Source organism: Streptomyces sp. NPDC002018, from assembly GCF_042890865.1.
Classification (GTDB): domain Bacteria; phylum Actinomycetota; class Actinomycetes; order Streptomycetales; family Streptomycetaceae; genus Streptomyces.
Window position 1 is genome coordinate 40,434 of the sequence record NZ_JBIASO010000003.1, and the last position, 16,393, is coordinate 56,826.

The 16,393-nt window shown below is 70.8% G+C and carries 14 protein-coding genes and 1 other RNA gene; 13 read left to right on the forward strand and 2 right to left on the reverse strand.

Annotated elements, in window-relative coordinates; genetic code table 11:
- Window positions 1–192: 192 nt before the first annotated feature.
- The 4 genes from ACFYYH_RS05820 (at window position 193) to ACFYYH_RS05835 (ending at window position 5,660) form a co-directional block, all read left to right on the forward strand.
- Complete coding sequence (locus tag ACFYYH_RS05820) at window positions 193–1,875, forward strand: serine/threonine-protein kinase (RefSeq protein ID WP_388546444.1); 1,683 nt, start codon at window positions 193–195, stop codon at window positions 1,873–1,875.
- Between the two features lie 90 nt (window positions 1,876–1,965).
- A complete protein-coding gene (locus tag ACFYYH_RS05825; protein WP_388546447.1) occupies window positions 1,966–3,201 on the forward strand; it encodes a serine/threonine-protein kinase in 1,236 nt (411 codons plus the stop codon).
- Between the two features lie 424 nt (window positions 3,202–3,625).
- Window positions 3,626–4,732, forward strand: a complete 1,107-nt coding sequence (gene prfB, locus ACFYYH_RS05830) for a peptide chain release factor 2 (protein ID WP_388546449.1) — start codon at window positions 3,626–3,628, stop codon at window positions 4,730–4,732.
- 268 nt (window positions 4,733–5,000) lie between these two features.
- Complete coding sequence (locus ACFYYH_RS05835) at window positions 5,001–5,660, forward strand: LPXTG cell wall anchor domain-containing protein (RefSeq protein ID WP_388546452.1); 660 nt, start codon at window positions 5,001–5,003, stop codon at window positions 5,658–5,660.
- Between the two features lie 122 nt (window positions 5,661–5,782).
- Here ACFYYH_RS05835 and ACFYYH_RS05840 read toward each other — a convergent pair whose 3' ends face one another.
- The gene (locus tag ACFYYH_RS05840; protein ID WP_066943440.1) at window positions 5,783–5,977 is read right to left on the reverse strand and encodes a hypothetical protein; all 195 of its coding nucleotides are present in this window, start codon (window positions 5,975–5,977) and stop codon (window positions 5,783–5,785) included.
- Window positions 5,978–6,315: 338 nt separating this feature from the next.
- Here ACFYYH_RS05840 and ftsE point away from each other — a divergent pair, with 338 nt between their 5' ends.
- The 5 genes from ftsE to ssrA all read left to right on the forward strand — a co-directional run bounded on the left by ftsE (window position 6,316) and on the right by ssrA (window position 10,422).
- Window positions 6,316–7,005 (forward strand): cell division ATP-binding protein FtsE, encoded by a 690-nt coding sequence (gene ftsE / locus ACFYYH_RS05845; RefSeq protein WP_046503740.1) that lies wholly within the window; start codon window positions 6,316–6,318, stop codon window positions 7,003–7,005.
- 52 nt (window positions 7,006–7,057) lie between these two features.
- Complete coding sequence (ftsX, locus tag ACFYYH_RS05850; RefSeq protein WP_388546454.1) at window positions 7,058–7,975, forward strand: permease-like cell division protein FtsX; 918 nt, start codon at window positions 7,058–7,060, stop codon at window positions 7,973–7,975.
- A 67-nt stretch (window positions 7,976–8,042) separates the two neighbouring features.
- On the forward strand, window positions 8,043–9,332 hold the full coding sequence (locus tag ACFYYH_RS05855) for a S41 family peptidase (protein ID WP_388546457.1): 1,290 nt from the start codon (window positions 8,043–8,045) through the stop codon (window positions 9,330–9,332).
- 34 nt (window positions 9,333–9,366) lie between these two features.
- On the forward strand, window positions 9,367–9,846 hold the full coding sequence (gene smpB, locus ACFYYH_RS05860; protein ID WP_388546460.1) for an SsrA-binding protein SmpB: 480 nt from the start codon (window positions 9,367–9,369) through the stop codon (window positions 9,844–9,846).
- Window positions 9,847–10,035: 189 nt separating this feature from the next.
- Window positions 10,036–10,422: a transfer-messenger RNA gene (gene ssrA / locus ACFYYH_RS05865) on the forward strand.
- A gap of 48 nt (window positions 10,423–10,470) precedes the next feature.
- Here ssrA and ACFYYH_RS05870 read toward each other — a convergent pair.
- Window positions 10,471–10,728, reverse strand: coding sequence for a hypothetical protein (locus tag ACFYYH_RS05870; protein ID WP_388546463.1), 258 nt, complete (start codon window positions 10,726–10,728; stop codon window positions 10,471–10,473).
- A 102-nt stretch (window positions 10,729–10,830) separates the two neighbouring features.
- On the opposite strand from ACFYYH_RS05870, the gene ACFYYH_RS05875 reads away from it, so the two are divergent.
- From ACFYYH_RS05875 to ACFYYH_RS05890, 4 genes are all read left to right on the forward strand, one after another.
- Entirely contained in the window at window positions 10,831–11,802 is a 972-nt protein-coding gene (locus tag ACFYYH_RS05875; protein WP_388546466.1) for a LysR family transcriptional regulator, read from the forward strand.
- Window positions 11,803–11,941: 139 nt separating this feature from the next.
- On the forward strand, window positions 11,942–12,709 hold the full coding sequence (locus ACFYYH_RS05880; protein ID WP_388546469.1) for a hypothetical protein: 768 nt from the start codon (window positions 11,942–11,944) through the stop codon (window positions 12,707–12,709).
- 99 nt (window positions 12,710–12,808) lie between these two features.
- Complete coding sequence (locus ACFYYH_RS05885; RefSeq protein WP_388547230.1) at window positions 12,809–14,932, forward strand: bifunctional polysaccharide deacetylase/glycosyltransferase family 2 protein; 2,124 nt, start codon at window positions 12,809–12,811, stop codon at window positions 14,930–14,932.
- Entirely contained in the window at window positions 14,929–16,332 is a 1,404-nt protein-coding gene (locus ACFYYH_RS05890) for an acyltransferase (RefSeq protein ID WP_388546472.1), read from the forward strand. Before ACFYYH_RS05885 ends, ACFYYH_RS05890 begins: the two co-directional genes overlap by 4 nt.
- The last annotated feature ends 61 nt before the right edge of the window (window positions 16,333–16,393 follow it).

Consider the following 16,393-nt stretch of genomic DNA (forward strand, 5'->3'; position numbering starts at 1 on the left):
ACCTGCTGTTCGGCAACCATCCGCCGTATGTGAGCGTCTTCCCTCCGAACACGACCGGCGCGGGACCGGAAGATGACCGCCCGGTGATCCGTTCCATGATCCGTTCGGTGACGCGTTCGGGCGGTCTAAAGTGGGTCGGAAGCCCGGGGCGCCCGGGGCCATGGATGACCCGACCAGCAGGGAGCGCATGACGTGCGGCCGGTAGGCAGCAAGTACCTGCTCGAGGAGCCGCTCGGACGCGGTGCCACGGGCACCGTCTGGCGCGCCCGTCAGCGGGAGACCGCCGGTGCCGAGGCGGCCGTGGCCGGCCAGCCCGGCGAGACCGTCGCGATCAAGGTCCTCAAGGAGGAGCTGGCGAACGACGCGGACGTGGTGATGCGCTTCCTGCGCGAGCGTTCCGTCCTGCTCCGGCTCACCCACCCCAATATCGTGCGCACCCGCGACCTCGTCGTGGAGGGCGATCTCCTCGCGCTCGTGATGGACCTGGTCGACGGTCCCGACCTGCACCGCTATCTGCGGGACAACGGCCCGTTCTCCCCGGTCGCGGCGGCCCTGCTGACCGCCCAGATCGCGGACGCGCTCGCCGCCAGCCACGCCGACGGCGTCGTGCACCGGGACCTCAAACCGGCCAACGTCCTGCTCAAGGACGACGGCGGCGGCATGCACCCGATGCTCACGGACTTCGGCATCGCGCGTCTCGCCGACTCCCCGGGGCTGACCCGTACCCACGAGTTCGTCGGCACCCCCGCCTATGTGGCGCCGGAGTCCGCCGAGGGGCGCCCCCAGACCTCCGCCGTCGACATCTACGGCGCGGGCATCCTGCTGTACGAACTGGTCACCGGACGTCCGCCGTTCGCCGGCGCGACCGCCCTGGAGGTGCTCCACCGCCATCTCAGCGAGGAGCCCCGCCGTCCCACCACCGTGCCCGAGCCGCTGTGGACGGTCATCGAGCGCTGCCTGCGCAAGGACCCCGACCAGCGGCCCAGCGCCCAGAACCTCGCCCGCGCCCTGCGGACCGTCGCCGCCGGGGTCGGGGTGCACTCCACATCCGCCCAGGTCGACGCCGCGCTGGGAGTCGGCGCGCTGCTCGCGCCCGACCCGGCGCCCGCGCCGGTGCCCGAGCTGCCCGGGGCGGCCGACCCGACCCAGGTCCTGCCGAGCAACGCCGGCTCGTACGACCCCAACGCGGCGACCAGCGTCATGCCCTCCACCGGCGCGGGACCGGGCGGACCGGGATCCGGCCACCCCCGGGGCGCCGCCGACCCGACGGCCGTCATGCCGCCCGTGCCGCCGCGTCCCGACGGGACCCCGGAGCCGGAGGGCCCGCACCCCTGGCAGAGCCAGCTCCAGGCCGCGCGTGACCGCAACGAGCAGACGCAGGTGCAGTATCTGGATCCGGACCAGGACCCGCTGCGCCGCCGTCCGCAGCGCCCGCAGGCGCCCCGGCAGCAGCATCAGCCGCCGCAGCCGCCCGCGCGTCAGCAGCAGCGGCCCCAGCGCCAGGCGCCGCCGCAGCAGCAGTACGCGCCCCAGGCCCAGCCCCAGCGGTACGCGCCGCCGCCGCAGCAGCAGTACGCGCCGCCGCAGCCGCCGCCCCAGCAGCCGGCGCCGCGCCAGCCGCGTCCGCCGCGCGAGCCGCGGCAGCGCACCGCGAACCCGATGCGGATCCCGGGCCTGGGCTGCCTCAAGGGCTGCCTGTTCACCCTCGTCCTCCTCTTCGTCGCGGGCTGGCTCATCTGGGAGCTGACACCTCTTCAGGACTGGGTCGCCGAGGGCAAGAGCTACTGGACCGCGATAAGTGACGCGTTTTCGACGGTGACGGACTGGCTGTCGGAGCTGGGCGGTTCGGACCCGGGCTCCGGCTCGGGGCAGTGATCCCAGGGGGGACAACCCCGGGATCCCGTACGGAACGCCCCGATACCCGCGTACTTTGACTGGGCAACGCCAGCCGCTGAGGGAGCAGTCTTGGCACGGAATATCGGCAGCCGGTACACCGCCCATCAGATTCTGGGGCGGGGCAGCGCGGGCACGGTGTGGCTCGGGGAAGGGCCCGAAGGCCCCGTGGCCATCAAGCTGTTGCGCGAGGACCTCGCCTCCGACCAGGAACTGGTCGGGCGCTTCGTGCAGGAGCGCACCGCCCTGCTCGGGCTCGACCATCCCCGGGTGGTCGGCGTCCGCGACCTGGTCGTGGACGGCAACGATCTGGCGCTGGTCATGGAACTGGTCCGCGGCACCGATCTGCGGACCCGTCTGGACCGCGAGCGCCGGCTCGCACCCGAGGCCGCGGTCGCGATCATCGCCGATGTCGCCGACGGCCTCGCCGCCGCGCACGCGGCCGGGGTGGTCCACCGCGACGTCAAGCCCGAGAACATCCTGCTCGACATGGAGGGCCCGCTCGGCCCCGGCGGCGCGCACCCCGCGCTGCTGACCGACTTCGGGGTCGCGAAGCTGATCGACACCCCGCGCCGCACCAAGGCGACCAGGATCATCGGCACACCCGACTATCTGGCGCCCGAGATCGTGGAGGGCCTGCCGCCGCGCGCCGCGGTCGACATCTACGCCCTGGCGACCGTGCTGTACGAGCTGCTGGCGGGCTTCACCCCGTTCGGCGGGGGCCACCCCGGGGCCGTACTGCGCCGTCATGTCACCGAGACCGTCGTCCCGCTGCCCGGCATCCCCGAGGAGCTGTGGCAGCTTCTCGTGCAGTGCCTGGCGAAGGCCCCCGCCTCACGGCTGCGCGCGTCCGAGCTGGCGGCCCGGCTGCGGGAGCAGTTGCCGCTGCTCGCGGGCATCCCCCCGCTGGACGTGGACGAGCCCGACGCGGAACCCGCCGAACCGGCCTACGAGGAGCCGGGCCCCACGGCCCCCGAGGAGCCGCGCCGCCGCGGCGCGGTCCCGCTCGTCCCCGGCGCGGCGCCCGACTCCAACCGGGACACGCACACGAGCATGCGCGTCCCCGGCCCGGACGAACTGGCGGGCGGCGCCCGGGGCACGGCCCGCGCGCCCCGCTCCCCGGGCCAGCGCAGGCCGGGCTCGGCCCGCCACAAGGCGGAGGCGGTACGCAAGCGCCGGCTCACCCTGGGAGTGGTCTCGGTACTGGTGATCCTGCTGGTGGCCGTGGGCGGCTGGCTGGCCACGAGCGCGGGCGGCGACGACGCCGCCCCCCAGGACTCCAAGCACCCCACTTCCCCGGTGCCGTAATTTTTCGGGGCTGTTTCTTTTTTTGGGGCTCGGTTCGCCTCCGGGGCGCTTCATGTCGATGCCGACAGTCGACCGTGCTCGACCGCTCGTACCTCACGGCCTCCGCGCGCTCTCCTTCTCGGCACCGACGCGCCCCTTCGGCTCACTCGCCGGCGGCCGTGCGGAACCAGGACGTATCCGCGCCCCAGGCCGCCAGGGTGGGCCCCACCTCGGGTCCGGTCACCCCGGCCGCCCGGGGTGCGGACCTGTTTCCGGCTGCTGTCGGCCGCCGGCGAGTGAGCCGAAGGGCGCGCCGCTGTCGAAAGGGAGAGCGCGCGGAGGTTCGTGAGGAACGAGCGAACCGAGCACGGTCGACCGTCGACAGTGGCACCAAGCGCCCGGAGGCGAACCGAGCCCCAAAACAAAGAGGAGCTAGGCTGGGGGCGTGGCAGTCGTCGATGTATCCGAAGAGCTGAAGTCCCTCTCCTCGACCATGGGGTCGATCGAGGCCGTCCTGGACCTCGACAAGTTGAGGGCCGACATCGCCGTGCTGGAGGAGCAGGCCGCGGCCCCGTCCCTCTGGGACGACCCGGAGGCGGCGCAGAAGATCACCAGCAAGCTCTCGCACCTTCAGGCCGAGGTCCGCAAGACGGAGGCGCTCCGGGGGCGGATCGACGACCTCGAAGTGCTGTTCGAGCTGGCCGAGGCCGAGGACGATCCGGAGACCCGTGCCGAGGCCGAGTCCGAGCTGGAGTCCGTGCGCAAGGCGCTGGACGAGATGGAGGTCCGTACGCTCCTGTCCGGTGAGTACGACGAGCGCGAGGCGCTGGTCAACATCCGGGCCGAGGCGGGTGGCGTCGACGCCGCCGACTTCGCCGAGCAGCTCCAGCGCATGTATCTGCGCTGGGCCGAGCGGCACGGCTACGGCACCGAGGTCTACGAGACCTCGTACGCGGAGGAGGCCGGCATCAAGTCGACCACCTTCGTCGTCAAGGCGCCGTACGCGTACGGCACCCTCTCCGTGGAGCAGGGCACGCACCGGCTCGTGCGTATCTCGCCGTTCGACAACCAGGGCCGTCGCCAGACCTCCTTCGCGGGGGTCGAGGTGCTTCCGGTCGTGGAGTCCAGCGACCATGTCGAGATCGACGAGTCCGAGCTGCGCGTGGATGTCTACCGCGCCTCGGGACCCGGCGGACAGGGCGTCAACACCACCGACTCCGCGGTCCGTATCACGCACCTGCCGACCGGCATCGTCGTCTCCTGCCAGAACGAGCGCTCCCAGATCCAGAACAAGGCGAGCGCCATGAACGTCCTCCAGGCGAAGCTGCTCGAACGCCGCCGCCAGGAGGAGCAGGCCAGGATGGACGCGCTGAAGGGCGACGGCGGCAACTCCTGGGGCAACCAGATGCGTTCGTATGTGCTGCACCCCTACCAGATGGTCAAGGACCTGCGGACCGAGTTCGAGGTCGGCAATCCGCAGGGTGTGCTCGACGGTGAGATCGACGGGTTCCTGGAAGCGGGAATTCGCTGGCGCAAGCAGCAGGACAAGTAAATTCGCGCTTTGTCGACAAGGGAACTGCCGTCCACCGGGCGGCAGTTCCCTTCTTTGTCACAGTTGCGTCTTCGCGCCGGACAACTGACGCGATAACGGTCATCGCACGGGCAACCACCTTGACGCGTATATGAAAAGTCGGAAAGCTGGCGCGCGGCATGCGTATTCCGAGGCGCGTGAGACCGGGGGCGGAGTACATGCGGACCCCCGCCGTCGCCGCGCCGGACGCTGCACCGATGACGAATGAGCTACTGGGGGTAGCAAGCAGATGACCAAGAAGACGCGGATCCGCGTGGCACGCGTGGCCGCCGGCGCGGTGATCGCGGCGGGCGCCTCGCTGACCATCGCGGGCGCCGCTCAGGCCGTGGGTATCGGAGTCAGTGCCTCCGCCGACGTCGGCCTCATCGGAATCAACGAGGAGACCGGGGCGCCGACCGAGATCCCGGAGCCTCCGACCGAGGAGCCGCCGACGGAGGAGCCGCCCACCGAGGAGCCGCCGACCGAGGAGCCTCCCACTGAGGAGCCGCCGACGGAGGAGCCTCCGACCGAGGAGCCCCCGACGGAGGAGCCGCCCACCGAGGAGCCTCCCACTGAGGAGCCTCCGACCGAGGAGCCGCCGACCGGCGAGCCCACCGACCCGGGTCCGACCGACGACCCCGGCGCGGGCGTCAGCGGTGGCAGCGGTGGCGGCGACGAGGGCGCGGGCACCTGCACCGTGGACCTCGACGGTGCCGAGTGCGTCGACAACACCGACACCGACAGTGCCGGCTCGCAGCCGGTGCAGCAGGGATCGGCCAAGGAGGAGCTGGCGGAGACCGGCGCCGCCGAGACCTCGTTCCTGCTGATCGGTGCCGCGACCATGATCGCGGGCGGCGTCGGCTTCCGGATGCTGCCGCGTCTGGTGGGCGGTGGCCGTACGGCCGCCTGAGGCGACCGCGGACGGACAGCACAGCCGTAGGACAGACACAAGGGGCCCGGACGCCGGTCAAGGCGTCCGGGCCCCTCTGTGTGCCCGGATGAGGATGTGCGCTCGGGAGAGCGGGACGGGTGTCAGGCGGGCTGATGGGCGGCGACCAGCGCCACCGCCGCCACCAGCAGGACGAGCAGCGTCAGCAGAGCCACCGGGCTCAGGCCGCCCAGGGGGCCCTGCTGCTGGAGTCGCTCCCTGTTGGCACGGCAGACGCGGCATCTGCCCTCGCTGACGGGCCCCGCGCAGTTGGCGCACACCAGTCGGTCGTAGGTCATGCGCATTCCTCCTCACCGCGCGGCGGAGCCGCAGCCAGTGTCACTCCGCTCAACGCTCCGGGGAACACGACCGTTCCCCACCCCACTGTGCCAGTTCCCGTCGCTTTCGGCGCGGCCGACGGCATTCCGGTGGGCCCATCACCGCTGGCGGTCGCCGTGCATCCGTGATAAAGCGCCGCAAGACCGGACGTACCGTCGGGGCCGGTCCTGTCCCAACCCCGGACGCGGACTGCGCGGCCCTGTCCGCTTCGCGTAAGGTCTCGCTCACCTACTCCCTCACTTCCCCTCACCCACTCCCGTACTCCCGTATCTCCGGCCGACCGTGCGTGGTGCATCCCGTGATCCGATTCGACAACGTCTCCAAGACCTATCCGAAGCAGAACCGCCCGGCCCTGCGTGATGTCTCCCTCGAAATCGAGAAGGGGGAGTTCGTCTTCCTGGTCGGCTCGTCCGGTTCCGGCAAGTCGACCTTCCTGAGACTGCTCCTGCGTGAGGAGCGCACCAGCCACGGCATGGTGCATGTCCTCGGCAAGGACCTCGCGCGCCTGTCCAACTGGAAGGTGCCGCAGATGCGCCGCCAGCTCGGCACCGTGTTCCAGGACTTCCGGCTGCTGCCGAACAAGACCGTCGCCGAGAACGTGGCGTTCGCCCAGGAGGTCATCGGCAAGTCCCGCGGCGAGATCCGCAAGTCCGTCCCCCAGGTCCTCGACCTCGTCGGTCTCGGCGGCAAGGAGGACCGGATGCCCGGCGAGCTGTCCGGTGGTGAGCAGCAGCGCGTCGCGATCGCACGCGCTTTCGTCAACCGCCCGCTGCTGCTGATCGCGGACGAGCCGACCGGCAACCTCGACCCGCAGACCTCCGTCGGCATCATGAAGCTGCTGGACCGCATCAACCGCACCGGCACCACCGTCGTGATGGCGACCCACGACCAGAACATCGTCGACCAGATGCGCAAGCGCGTGATCGAGCTGGAAAAGGGCCGGCTGGTACGTGACCAGGCGCGCGGCGTCTACGGCTACCAGCACTGAGCGGCCGGCAGCACTGAGCACCGAAAGCTGAATCGAAAGCTGAAAGGACGCCATGCGCGCCCAGTTCGTCCTGTCGGAGATCGGCGTCGGTCTCCGCCGCAATCTCACGATGACCTTCGCCGTCATCGTCTCCGTAGCCCTCTCGCTCGCCCTGTTCGGCGGCGCGCTGCTCATGCGCGACCAGGTCAGCGTGATGAAGGACTACTGGTACGACAAGGTCAATGTCTCCATTTTCCTCTGCAACAAGAACGACGCGGCGACCGCGCCCAAGTGCGTCAAGGGCGCGGTCACGGGTGAGCAGAAGAAGCAGATCGAGACCGATCTGAAGAAGATGGACCTCGTCGAGAAGGTCCACTACGAGACGGCCGACGAGGCGTACAAGCACTACAAGGAGAAGTACGGCGACTCCCCGATCGCCGGCTCGATCACCCCGGACCAGATGCCGGAGTCCTTCCGCGTCAAGCTCAAGGACCCCGAGAAGTACAAGGTGGTCGCGACGGCCTTCGCCGGCCGGGACGGTGTGGAGTCCGTCCAGGACCAGCGGGACATTCTCCAGAATCTCTTCGACCTGATGACCGGCATGAATGTGGCGGCGCTCTGTGTGATGGCGCTGATGCTCGTCATCGCCCTGATGCTGATCGTCAACACCGTACGGGTGTCGGCGTTCAGCAGGCGCCGGGAGACCGGGATCATGCGGCTGGTGGGCGCCTCCAGCTTCTACATCCAGATGCCGTTCATCATGGAGGCGGCGTTCGCCGGGCTGATCGGCGGTGTGGTGGCCTGTCTGATGCTGATGGTGGGCCGTTACTTCCTGATCGACAACGGTCTGGCGCTCGCCGAGAAGATGCAGCTCGTCAATTTCATCGGCTGGGACGCCGTGCTCGCCAAGCTTCCACTGGTGATCGCGATCGGTCTGCTGATGCCCGCCGTGGCCGCCTTCCTCGCGCTGCGCAAGTACCTCCGGGTGTGACAAGTGCCCCTGGCGGCGCGGGGACAAGCTTCCTTGGGCCGTCGGGCGTTGTCCTAGACTCAGCGCCATGCCGGGTTCCGCATCGCACCATGGATCCCGCGGTCTGCGCCGCGGGGCGGCCCTGACATTGCTGTTCGCGAGTGTCCTCGCCACGGCCGCCGCGACGGACTCGCTGCCGCGCACCGAGGAGAAGGCTGCCCGCGTCCCCGCCAGGAATGTCGCCGCCACGGCCGACCGCGAGGAGGTCGCCAGGGCGGCGGCCGAGGCGATGGCCGACGGGAAGTCCGCCACGGAGGCGGCCGAGGAGGTCGTCAGCCGCAGCGGTGACCGCTGGGGCGCGGTGTACGACAAGCGCCGGTACGCGGAGTTCGAACAGGCGCTCGACGGCGCCTATACCGGGGTGGGGATCGAGGCCCGGCGGACGGCCGGCGGTCTGGTCGAGGTGACCCGGGTCCAGCCCGGCGGCCCGGCGGACGCGGCCGGTGTCGGCCCCGGCGACATCATCAGGACCGTCGACGGCGCGGAGGTCGCGCACCGGCCCGTGACCGAGGTCATGACGCTGCTGCGCGGCGGCGCCACCGGCCCGGGATCCGGCTCCACGGCCGGCTCGGGCTCGGGGCCGGGATCGGGGCCGGGATCCGGTTCCGGGGCCAGGTCCGGCACCGGGTCCGGCGCCGGATCCACCGGCGGGGGGTCCGCCCCCGTCACCGTCGGCACCACCGTCGTCCTGGGCCTGGAACGGGACGGGCGCTCCTGGACGAAGAGCCTGCGCCGCGCCCGGCTCGCCACCCGGCCCGTCACGGTCGACCGTGTCCAGGACGGTGTGCTGCGGATCTCGGTCGAGGCGTTCACGAAGGGCTCCGGGAAGCGGGTGCGGGACACGGTCCTGGGCGCGCCCGAGGGGGTCGGTGTCCTGCTCGACCTGCGGGGCAACGCCGGAGGGCTGGTCACGGAGGCCGTCACGGCCGCCTCCGCCTTTCTCGACGGCGGGCTGGTCGCCACGTACGACATACGCGGTGAGCAGCGCGCCCTCTACGCGGCTCCCGGCGGCGACACCGGCCGGCCCGTGGTGGTGCTGGTCGACGGCGGCACGATGAGCGCCGCCGAACTGGTCACCGGTGCCCTCCAGGACCGCGGCCGGTCCGTCACGGTCGGTTCGCGCACCTTCGGCAAGGGCTCGGTCCAGATGCCCAGCCGGCTGCCCGACGGTTCCGTCGCCGAGCTGACCGTGGGCCATTACCGCACTCCGGCCGGCCACGGTGTGGACGGCCGGGGCGTCACCCCGGACCTGCTGGTCAGCGAGCGTGCCCAGGAGCGGGCCACGACCGTACTGAGCGGTCTCGGCGGCACACGGTAAAGAAGTTGCGCCGGGGTGCGAAAATGGCGGGACTATGGCTAAGGAAACAGGGCGCAAACTGATCGCGCAGAACAAGAAGGCGCGGCACGATTACCACATTCTCGACACCTACGAGTGCGGTCTCGTGCTGACCGGCACCGAGGTGAAGTCCCTGCGCCAGGGGCGGGCCTCGCTGGTGGACGGCTTCGTCCAGATCGACGGGCACGAGGCCTGGCTGCACCATGTGCATGTGCCCGAGTACAGCCAGGGGACATGGACGAACCACTCCGCCCGCCGCAAGCGCAAGCTGCTGATGCACCGGGCCGAGATCGACAAGCTGGAGTCGAAGTCGCAGGAGTCGGGTCACACGATCGTGCCCCTGGCCCTGTACTTCAAGGACGGCCGGGCCAAGGTCGAGATCGCGCTGGCCAAGGGCAAGAAGGAGTACGACAAGCGCCAGACGCTCCGGGAGAAGCAGGACCGGCGCGAGACGGACCGGGCGATCTCGGCGGTGAAGCGGCGTCAGCGGGCCTGATCCGGGCCGCCGGAGGCCTGGATCAGGCCCGCACGAGGCCTGGACGAGGCGGACGGGGGTCGGCCGGGAGCCCGCCGGGAGCCGGGCGGGGCCCGATCGGGGGAATACGCTGGCACCGTCCCGCGCTGATCACGTACGATGGGTACGCACCTCTCAGCGGGTGTGTGCTCACGATTGAAAAATCAACATGGGGATGATCGGTTTCGACAGCGGATGTCGAAGCAGGGGAAGCGAGCCGAGGAAGCGGCAATGATCTCGTTAACCATATGTCGCAAACAATAATCGCCACTTCTAAGCGCGATTCCTCCGCCTTCGCTCTCGCTGCCTAATTAGCAGCTAGCGAAGACTCCGCGGAGTGTCAGCCCGGGGCTGTTCCCGACCCGGATCCTGGCATCAGCTAGGGAACTAAACCACTGAGCCCGGTCACGGGGCCCGGTGGGAAATCAAACAGTGACTGAGCCCGTCGGAGACTTGTCCGCGTGATCTCCGGGGCTGAGAAAAGCGAAGCGGACTGCGCTCGGAGAAGCCCTGGTTCCGCACCGTTGGACGCGGGTTCGATTCCCGCCATCTCCACAATTCCCATGTGAACACAGACTGAGGCCCCACTGCTCCGGCAGCGGGGCCTCAGTCGTGCCCGGACCCGCGCGGGCGGCTGGTGGCCGCCAGGAGCAGGGCCCTCAGTGAGGCCCCGAGCCGGATCGCGAAGCGGCGGGCGTACGGACGGGTGCGCGGGCGTCGTCGCCCGCGGGGTTCCCGGCCGGGAGCCCGGCCCGTACCGGGCTGGGGATCCGGCTCGTACCGCCGTGCCAGGACCAGGGTGTGGCCCGTCACGGTCATCAGCGGCGCCCGGGGAGGAGGTGTGTACGGCATGGCTTCAGGCATGGCTTCACCCTCGCGGCTTCCGCCACTCCCGTCCAACACCTGATCAGAGGCCATTCACGCATCTGTGTTGTGGATCGCGAGCCGTTCCCGGTTGAATGCGGTGTGCCCCGAGACATCGACCCCCGGCTGCTCCGGGCCTTCACCGTCGCCGCGGAGGAGCTGCACTTCACCCGCGCCGCCGCCCGGCTCCATGTCGCCCAGCAGGCGCTCAGCCGTGATGTCCGGCGGCTGGAGCGAGAGTTGGGCGCCGAACTGTTCGTACGCACCACCCGGCAGGTGACGCTGACGGCCGACGGAGAGCGGCTGCTGCCGTACGCCCGGCGGGTGCTGGCCGCCCAGGACGAGCTGATCGCGGCCTGCGCGGGCGGGGCGCGGCCCCTGCTCGTCGACCTCAACAGCGAGGGCATGGTCTCCGGCCGGGTGCTGGCGCGGGCCCGTGAACTCGCCCCGGACCATGAGCTGATGGCCCGGTTCCTGAGCGGACTCACCGGGGCCGCGGCCGAGATCCTCGCCGGCCGGCTCGATGTCTCGTTCGGATACTTCGGCGGGCTCGCGCCCGCACTCCGCGCCGGTCTCTCCCATCAGCTCGTACGGTACGAGCGGCTGGCCGTGCTGCTGCCGTACGACCATCCCCTGACCGCGCGCGCGGAGGTGCCGCTCGACGCGCTCGCCGGGGAGAACGTGTACGCCGGGGCGGGCAATCCGGGCACCCTGGAGTGGACGGAGCTGGCGCGGCAGCTCTTCGCCGGACGGGGCATCGGTATCGCGCCGCCCGCGCCGATGGCGGTCGGGGCCGAGGAGTTCCGGCGGGTGATGGCCAAGAGCCGGGCGCCCGTGCTCACGGTGGTGGATTTTCCGGAGATGCCCGGGGCCGTCCTGCGCCCCCTCGTCGATCCCGTGCCCCTGTCACCGCTGTCGCTGGTGTGGCGGAAGGGGCTGAAACACCCCGGAGTGGACGCGCTGCGCGCCGCCGCCACCAGGCTGACGAAAGAGGGGGATTGGCTTGATCTGTCCCCTGGTGGCTGGCTGCCCGCCACTGTCACCGGACTGATGCACACCAACCCCGGAAGCTGAACTCCCCGGCCATCCCGGTGCGCTACATTCGTGACCCGGGTGCGGTGTGGTAGGGGGGTGCTCGGTTCGAGTGGGGGCTCGACCGCAGTGATATCCGGCCAGCCGCTGGGACACCCAAATACGTTCAGTGGTGGGGGATGTGCGTAGCGCAGTGGACAAATGGCGAGAAGATGCCCAAACGGGGCATACGTATGAGCCGAGCGATGTCACCATCGAGCTGGACGGCGCGGGCCGTGAACTCTCCGAACTGCCCCCGGGCGCCCGTCCCTCGCGGGAGTCGGGTCCCGCGCGGGAGACCGGTCCCGAGATATCCGACGGCCCCGTGTTCGTCGATGCCAGTGGCCGCCGTGGCAAAACCTTCCGCCGGGCGGGCTGGGTCGTCGCCATCGCCTGCGCCTGTTACGCCGTGACGCTGGTCGGCGCGCTGATCGGGGGGAACTCCAGCGCTCCCTGGCTCCAGATACCCGGGCTCGCCGACAAGCAGAAGCCCGACACCGTCGAGATACAGCCGGCGCCGACGACCAGCGAGTCCGTCGGCGTCACCCCCGTCACTCCGGACGCCACCTCCTCGCCGACGGACCCGGACGGCGTGGCCGTGCCGAGGCCCTCGGAGAGCGTCACCCCCGACACCTCGGGCAAGCCCGCGCCGGGAACCTCGGCCTCGGCGAAACCGCCCGCCGATCCGGCGGGCGGTACGGGCGGCACCAAGCCGGATCCGGGCACCACGCCCGGGACCGGCGGCAACCCGGGCGAGGACGGCGGCGGGACCGGAGGCGAGCCCCCCACGGGGACGAGCCCGGACCCGGATCCGCCCACCACCGAGCCCGGCTCACCGCCCGTCGAGAGCCCACCCGTGGACGGCCAGCCGGAAGGCAGCCGGCCGCTGGCGGCGGAGGGTGCGCGCTAGATGGTTTCCACCGGCTCCACCGGCAGACCGGCCTCGCAGCGGCACGGCGGCCATGCCCGTCGTACCAGGCGGACACGGGTCGGGCGGCGCAGACTGCCCATGCGCTATCTCCTCCCCTCGCTCATCCTGGTCGCGCTGTTCGCGATGCTGATGCTGCGCGGCTATGTGCACAGCGAGATCCTGGCCGACCACCGCGTACGCGAATCGGTGGACGCGGACCAGGTGCCCCGGCAGATCCTCAAGGGCGGCCCGGTCATCGACGCGCGGGGCGCCACCCCCGCCCGCGCCCTGAACATCCCGGACCACAGGATCGTCCTCACCTTCGACGACGGCCCCGACCCGGTGTGGACGCCCAAGGTCCTCGACAAGCTCAAGGAGTACGACGCCCACGGCGTCTTCTTCGTCACGGGCACCATGGCCTCCCGCTATCCGGCGCTGGTGAAGCGGATGGTGGACGAGGGCCACGAGATCGGGCTGCACACCTTCAACCACCCCGATCTCTCGTTCCAGACGCAGTCACGGATCGACTGGGAGCTGTCCCAGAACCAGCTCGCGCTCGCGGGCGCGGCCGACATCCGCACCTCGCTCTTCCGGCCGCCGTACTCCTCGTTCTCCTCGGCCCTGGACAACAAGTCCTGGCCGGTCGCCCGGTACATCGGCAGCCTCGGCTACATCACGGTCCTCGACAGCACCGACAGCGAGGACTGGAAGCGCCCCGGCGCCGCCGTGATCAGCCGCAACGCCACCCCGAAGGACGGCAAGGGCGCGATCGTGCTGATGCACGACTCCGGCGGCGACCGCTCCCAGACCGTCGCGGCACTGGGGCAGTTCCTGCCGGACATGCGGGAGAAGGGGTACGAGTTCACCACGGTCACCGAGGCCCTCGGCGCGCCCAGCGCCCATACCCCGGTCACCGGCACGGCCCTGTGGAAGGGCAAGGCCTGGGTCGGCGCCGTCGCCCTCTCCGAGAGCGTCACCGGTGTCCTGGTCGTCGGGCTCTCCGTGATCGGGGTGCTGGTCTTCCTGCGGTTCGGCCTGATGCTGGTGCTCTCCTTCGCGCACGCGCGCAGGGTGCGCCGCCGCGGCTTCACCTGGGGGACGCCCGTCACCGAACCGGTGACCGTGCTGGTGCCCGCGTACAACGAACGCGAGTGCATAGCGAACACCGTGCGTTCGCTGATGGAGAGCGACCATCCCATCGAGGTCATCGTCATCGACGACGGCTCGACGGACGGGACCGCGGACATCGTCGAGGCGCTCTGGCTGCCCAACGTCCATGTCGTACGCCAGGTGAACTCCGGCAAGCCGGCCGCCCTCAACAACGGCATCGCGCACGCCACCCACGATCTGATCGTGATGATGGACGGCGACACCGTCTTCGAGCCGTCCACCGTCCGGGAGCTGGTCCAGCCCTTCGGCGATCCGCGCGTCGGCGCGGTGGCGGGCAACGCCAAGGTCGGCAACCGCGACAGTCTCATCGGGGCCTGGCAGCACATCGAGTATGTGATGGGCTTCAACCTCGACCGGCGTATGTACGACATGCTGCGCTGCATGCCCACCATCCCGGGCGCGGTCGGCGCCTTCCGGCGCGAGGCGCTGGAGCGGGTCGGCGGGATGAGCGAGGACACGCTCGCCGAGGACACCGACATCACCATGGCCATGCACCGCGACGGCTGGCGGGTGGTGTACGCCGAGCGCGCCCGTGCCTGGACCGAGGCCCCGGAGTCGGTCCAGCAGCTCTGGTCCCAGCGGTACCGCTGGAGTTACGGCACGATGCAGGCGATCTGGAAGCACCGCCGCGCCCTGGTCGAGCGCGGTCCCTCGGGCCGCTTCGGCCGGGTCGGTCTGCCGCTGGTGTCGCTCTTCATGGTGCTGGCGCCGCTGCTGGCCCCGCTGATCGATGTGTTCCTGCTGTACGGCCTGGTCTTCGGCCCCACGCAGAAGACCGTCGTGGCCTGGCTCGGTGTGCTGCTCATCCAGGCCGTCTGCGCCGCGTACGCCTTCCGGCTCGACCGGGAACGCATGACCCATCTGATCTCGCTGCCCCTCCAGCAGATCCTCTACCGGCAGCTCATGTACGTGGTGCTGCTCCAGTCCTGGATCACCGCGCTCACCGGTGGCCGGCTGCGGTGGCAGAAGCTGCGCCGTACCGGAGTGGTGGAGGCGCCCGGCTCGATACCGAGCCAGCGCGGGCGCGGTGCCGATCGGAGGCCCGTCGCGTGACCAGTCGTCCCGTCGACACCGGGGGAGTGCCCCGGGCGAAGCACAAGGCGCCGGCGCACGGCCGGCCCTCCGCCGAGGACCGGACCTCCGCCGAGGACAGGGCGGCCGTCCAGGACCCGATGGCACCCCGGGACCGGGCGTTCCCCCAGGAGTGGGTGTCCGGCCAGGACCGGGCGTTCGCCCCGGAGTGGGTGTCCGGCCAGGACCGGCCGTCCGGCCAGGTCCTGGGCGGGACGCCCGCCGGGGACCGGGCCGCCGCCCCGGCGCCCGGCGGACGCGACCGCTATCTGGATCTGCTGCGCGCGATCGCGCTGGTCAGGGTCGTGGTCTTCCATGTCTTCGGCTGGGCCTGGCTGACGATCCTCTTCCCGTCCATGGGCGTGATGTTCGCGCTCGCCGGATCGCTGATGGCCCGCTCCCTGTCGAAGCGGCCCCCGTGGAGCGTCATCCGCGGCAGGCTGCGCCGGCTGCTGCCGCCGATGTGGGCGTTCGCGCTGCTCGTCGTACCGCTGATGTTCGTGCTGGGGTGGCGGCCGGTCAGGGAGGAGGGACTGTGGTGGTTCCTCCGGCTGGCCAACTACCTCGTCCCGTTCGGCGCCCCGCCGTACCCGTACGAGAACGGCTCCCCGGGCGGTCTGCTGGAGGAGACCTGGGCGGAGCAGACGGCGGGCCCGCTCTGGTACATCCGTGCCTATCTCTGGTTCGTCATCGCCTCCCCGCTGCTGCTGTGGGCGTTCCGCAAGGTGCCGTGGGCGACGCTGCTCCTCCCGGTCGCCCTCACCGCCGTCATCGGGACGGGCCTGGTGGAGCTCCCCGGCGAGACCGGTGAGGCGGTCTCCGACTTCGCGGTCTACGGCGCCTGCTGGGTCCTCGGCTTCGCCCACAACGACGGCATGTTCCGCAAGGTCCCGCGCTACATCACGGTCTCGCTGGCCGCCTTCGCGATGGCCTTCGCCCTGTGGTGGGCGTCGGGCCATCTCACCGCCGAGGGCTGGAACCTGGACGAGATCCCCCTCGCCCAGGCGACCTGGTCGCTGGGCTTCGTCGCGATCCTGCTCCAGTACTCCCCGTCGTGGCGCGAACTCCCGGGCCGGCTCGGACAGTTCGACTCGGTGATCACGCTGGCCAACAACCGCGCGGTGACGATCTATCTCTGGCACAACCTGTTGATCCTGGCGACGGTCCCGCTGATCGACCAGCTCTGGTCCATCCCCGGGATCGACGCGTACTCCGCCGAACTGGACTCCGCGTACACGGCCCTGATGCTGGTCCTGGTCTGGCCGCTGCTCGCCCTGACGATCCTGGCGATCGGCTGGGTCGAGGACGTGGCGGCCAAGCGCCGGCCGCGCCTGTGGCCGAACGGCGAGAAGGAGGCCAGGGCCCGCGCGTCCCGGCACTGACACAACACGGCGCTGACGCGCGCCCCGGGGGACAGCCCTGGGCAGGGCGCGGGCCCGGGGG

Coding starts and splice junctions, on each gene's coding strand:
- ACFYYH_RS05835 (WP_388546452.1), top strand. CDS start 5,001: ATGACCAAGAAGACGCGGATCCGCGTGGCACGCGTGGCCGCCGGCGCG.
- ACFYYH_RS05840 (WP_066943440.1), bottom strand. CDS start 5,977: ATGACCTACGACCGACTGGTGTGCGCCAACTGCGCGGGGCCCGTCAGC.
- ftsX (WP_388546454.1), top strand. CDS start 7,058: ATGCGCGCCCAGTTCGTCCTGTCGGAGATCGGCGTCGGTCTCCGCCGC.
- ACFYYH_RS05855 (WP_388546457.1), top strand. CDS start 8,043: ATGCCGGGTTCCGCATCGCACCATGGATCCCGCGGTCTGCGCCGCGGG.
- smpB (WP_388546460.1), top strand. CDS start 9,367: ATGGCTAAGGAAACAGGGCGCAAACTGATCGCGCAGAACAAGAAGGCG.
- ACFYYH_RS05870 (WP_388546463.1), bottom strand. CDS start 10,728: ATGCCTGAAGCCATGCCGTACACACCTCCTCCCCGGGCGCCGCTGATG.
- ACFYYH_RS05885 (WP_388547230.1), top strand. CDS start 12,809: ATGCGCTATCTCCTCCCCTCGCTCATCCTGGTCGCGCTGTTCGCGATG.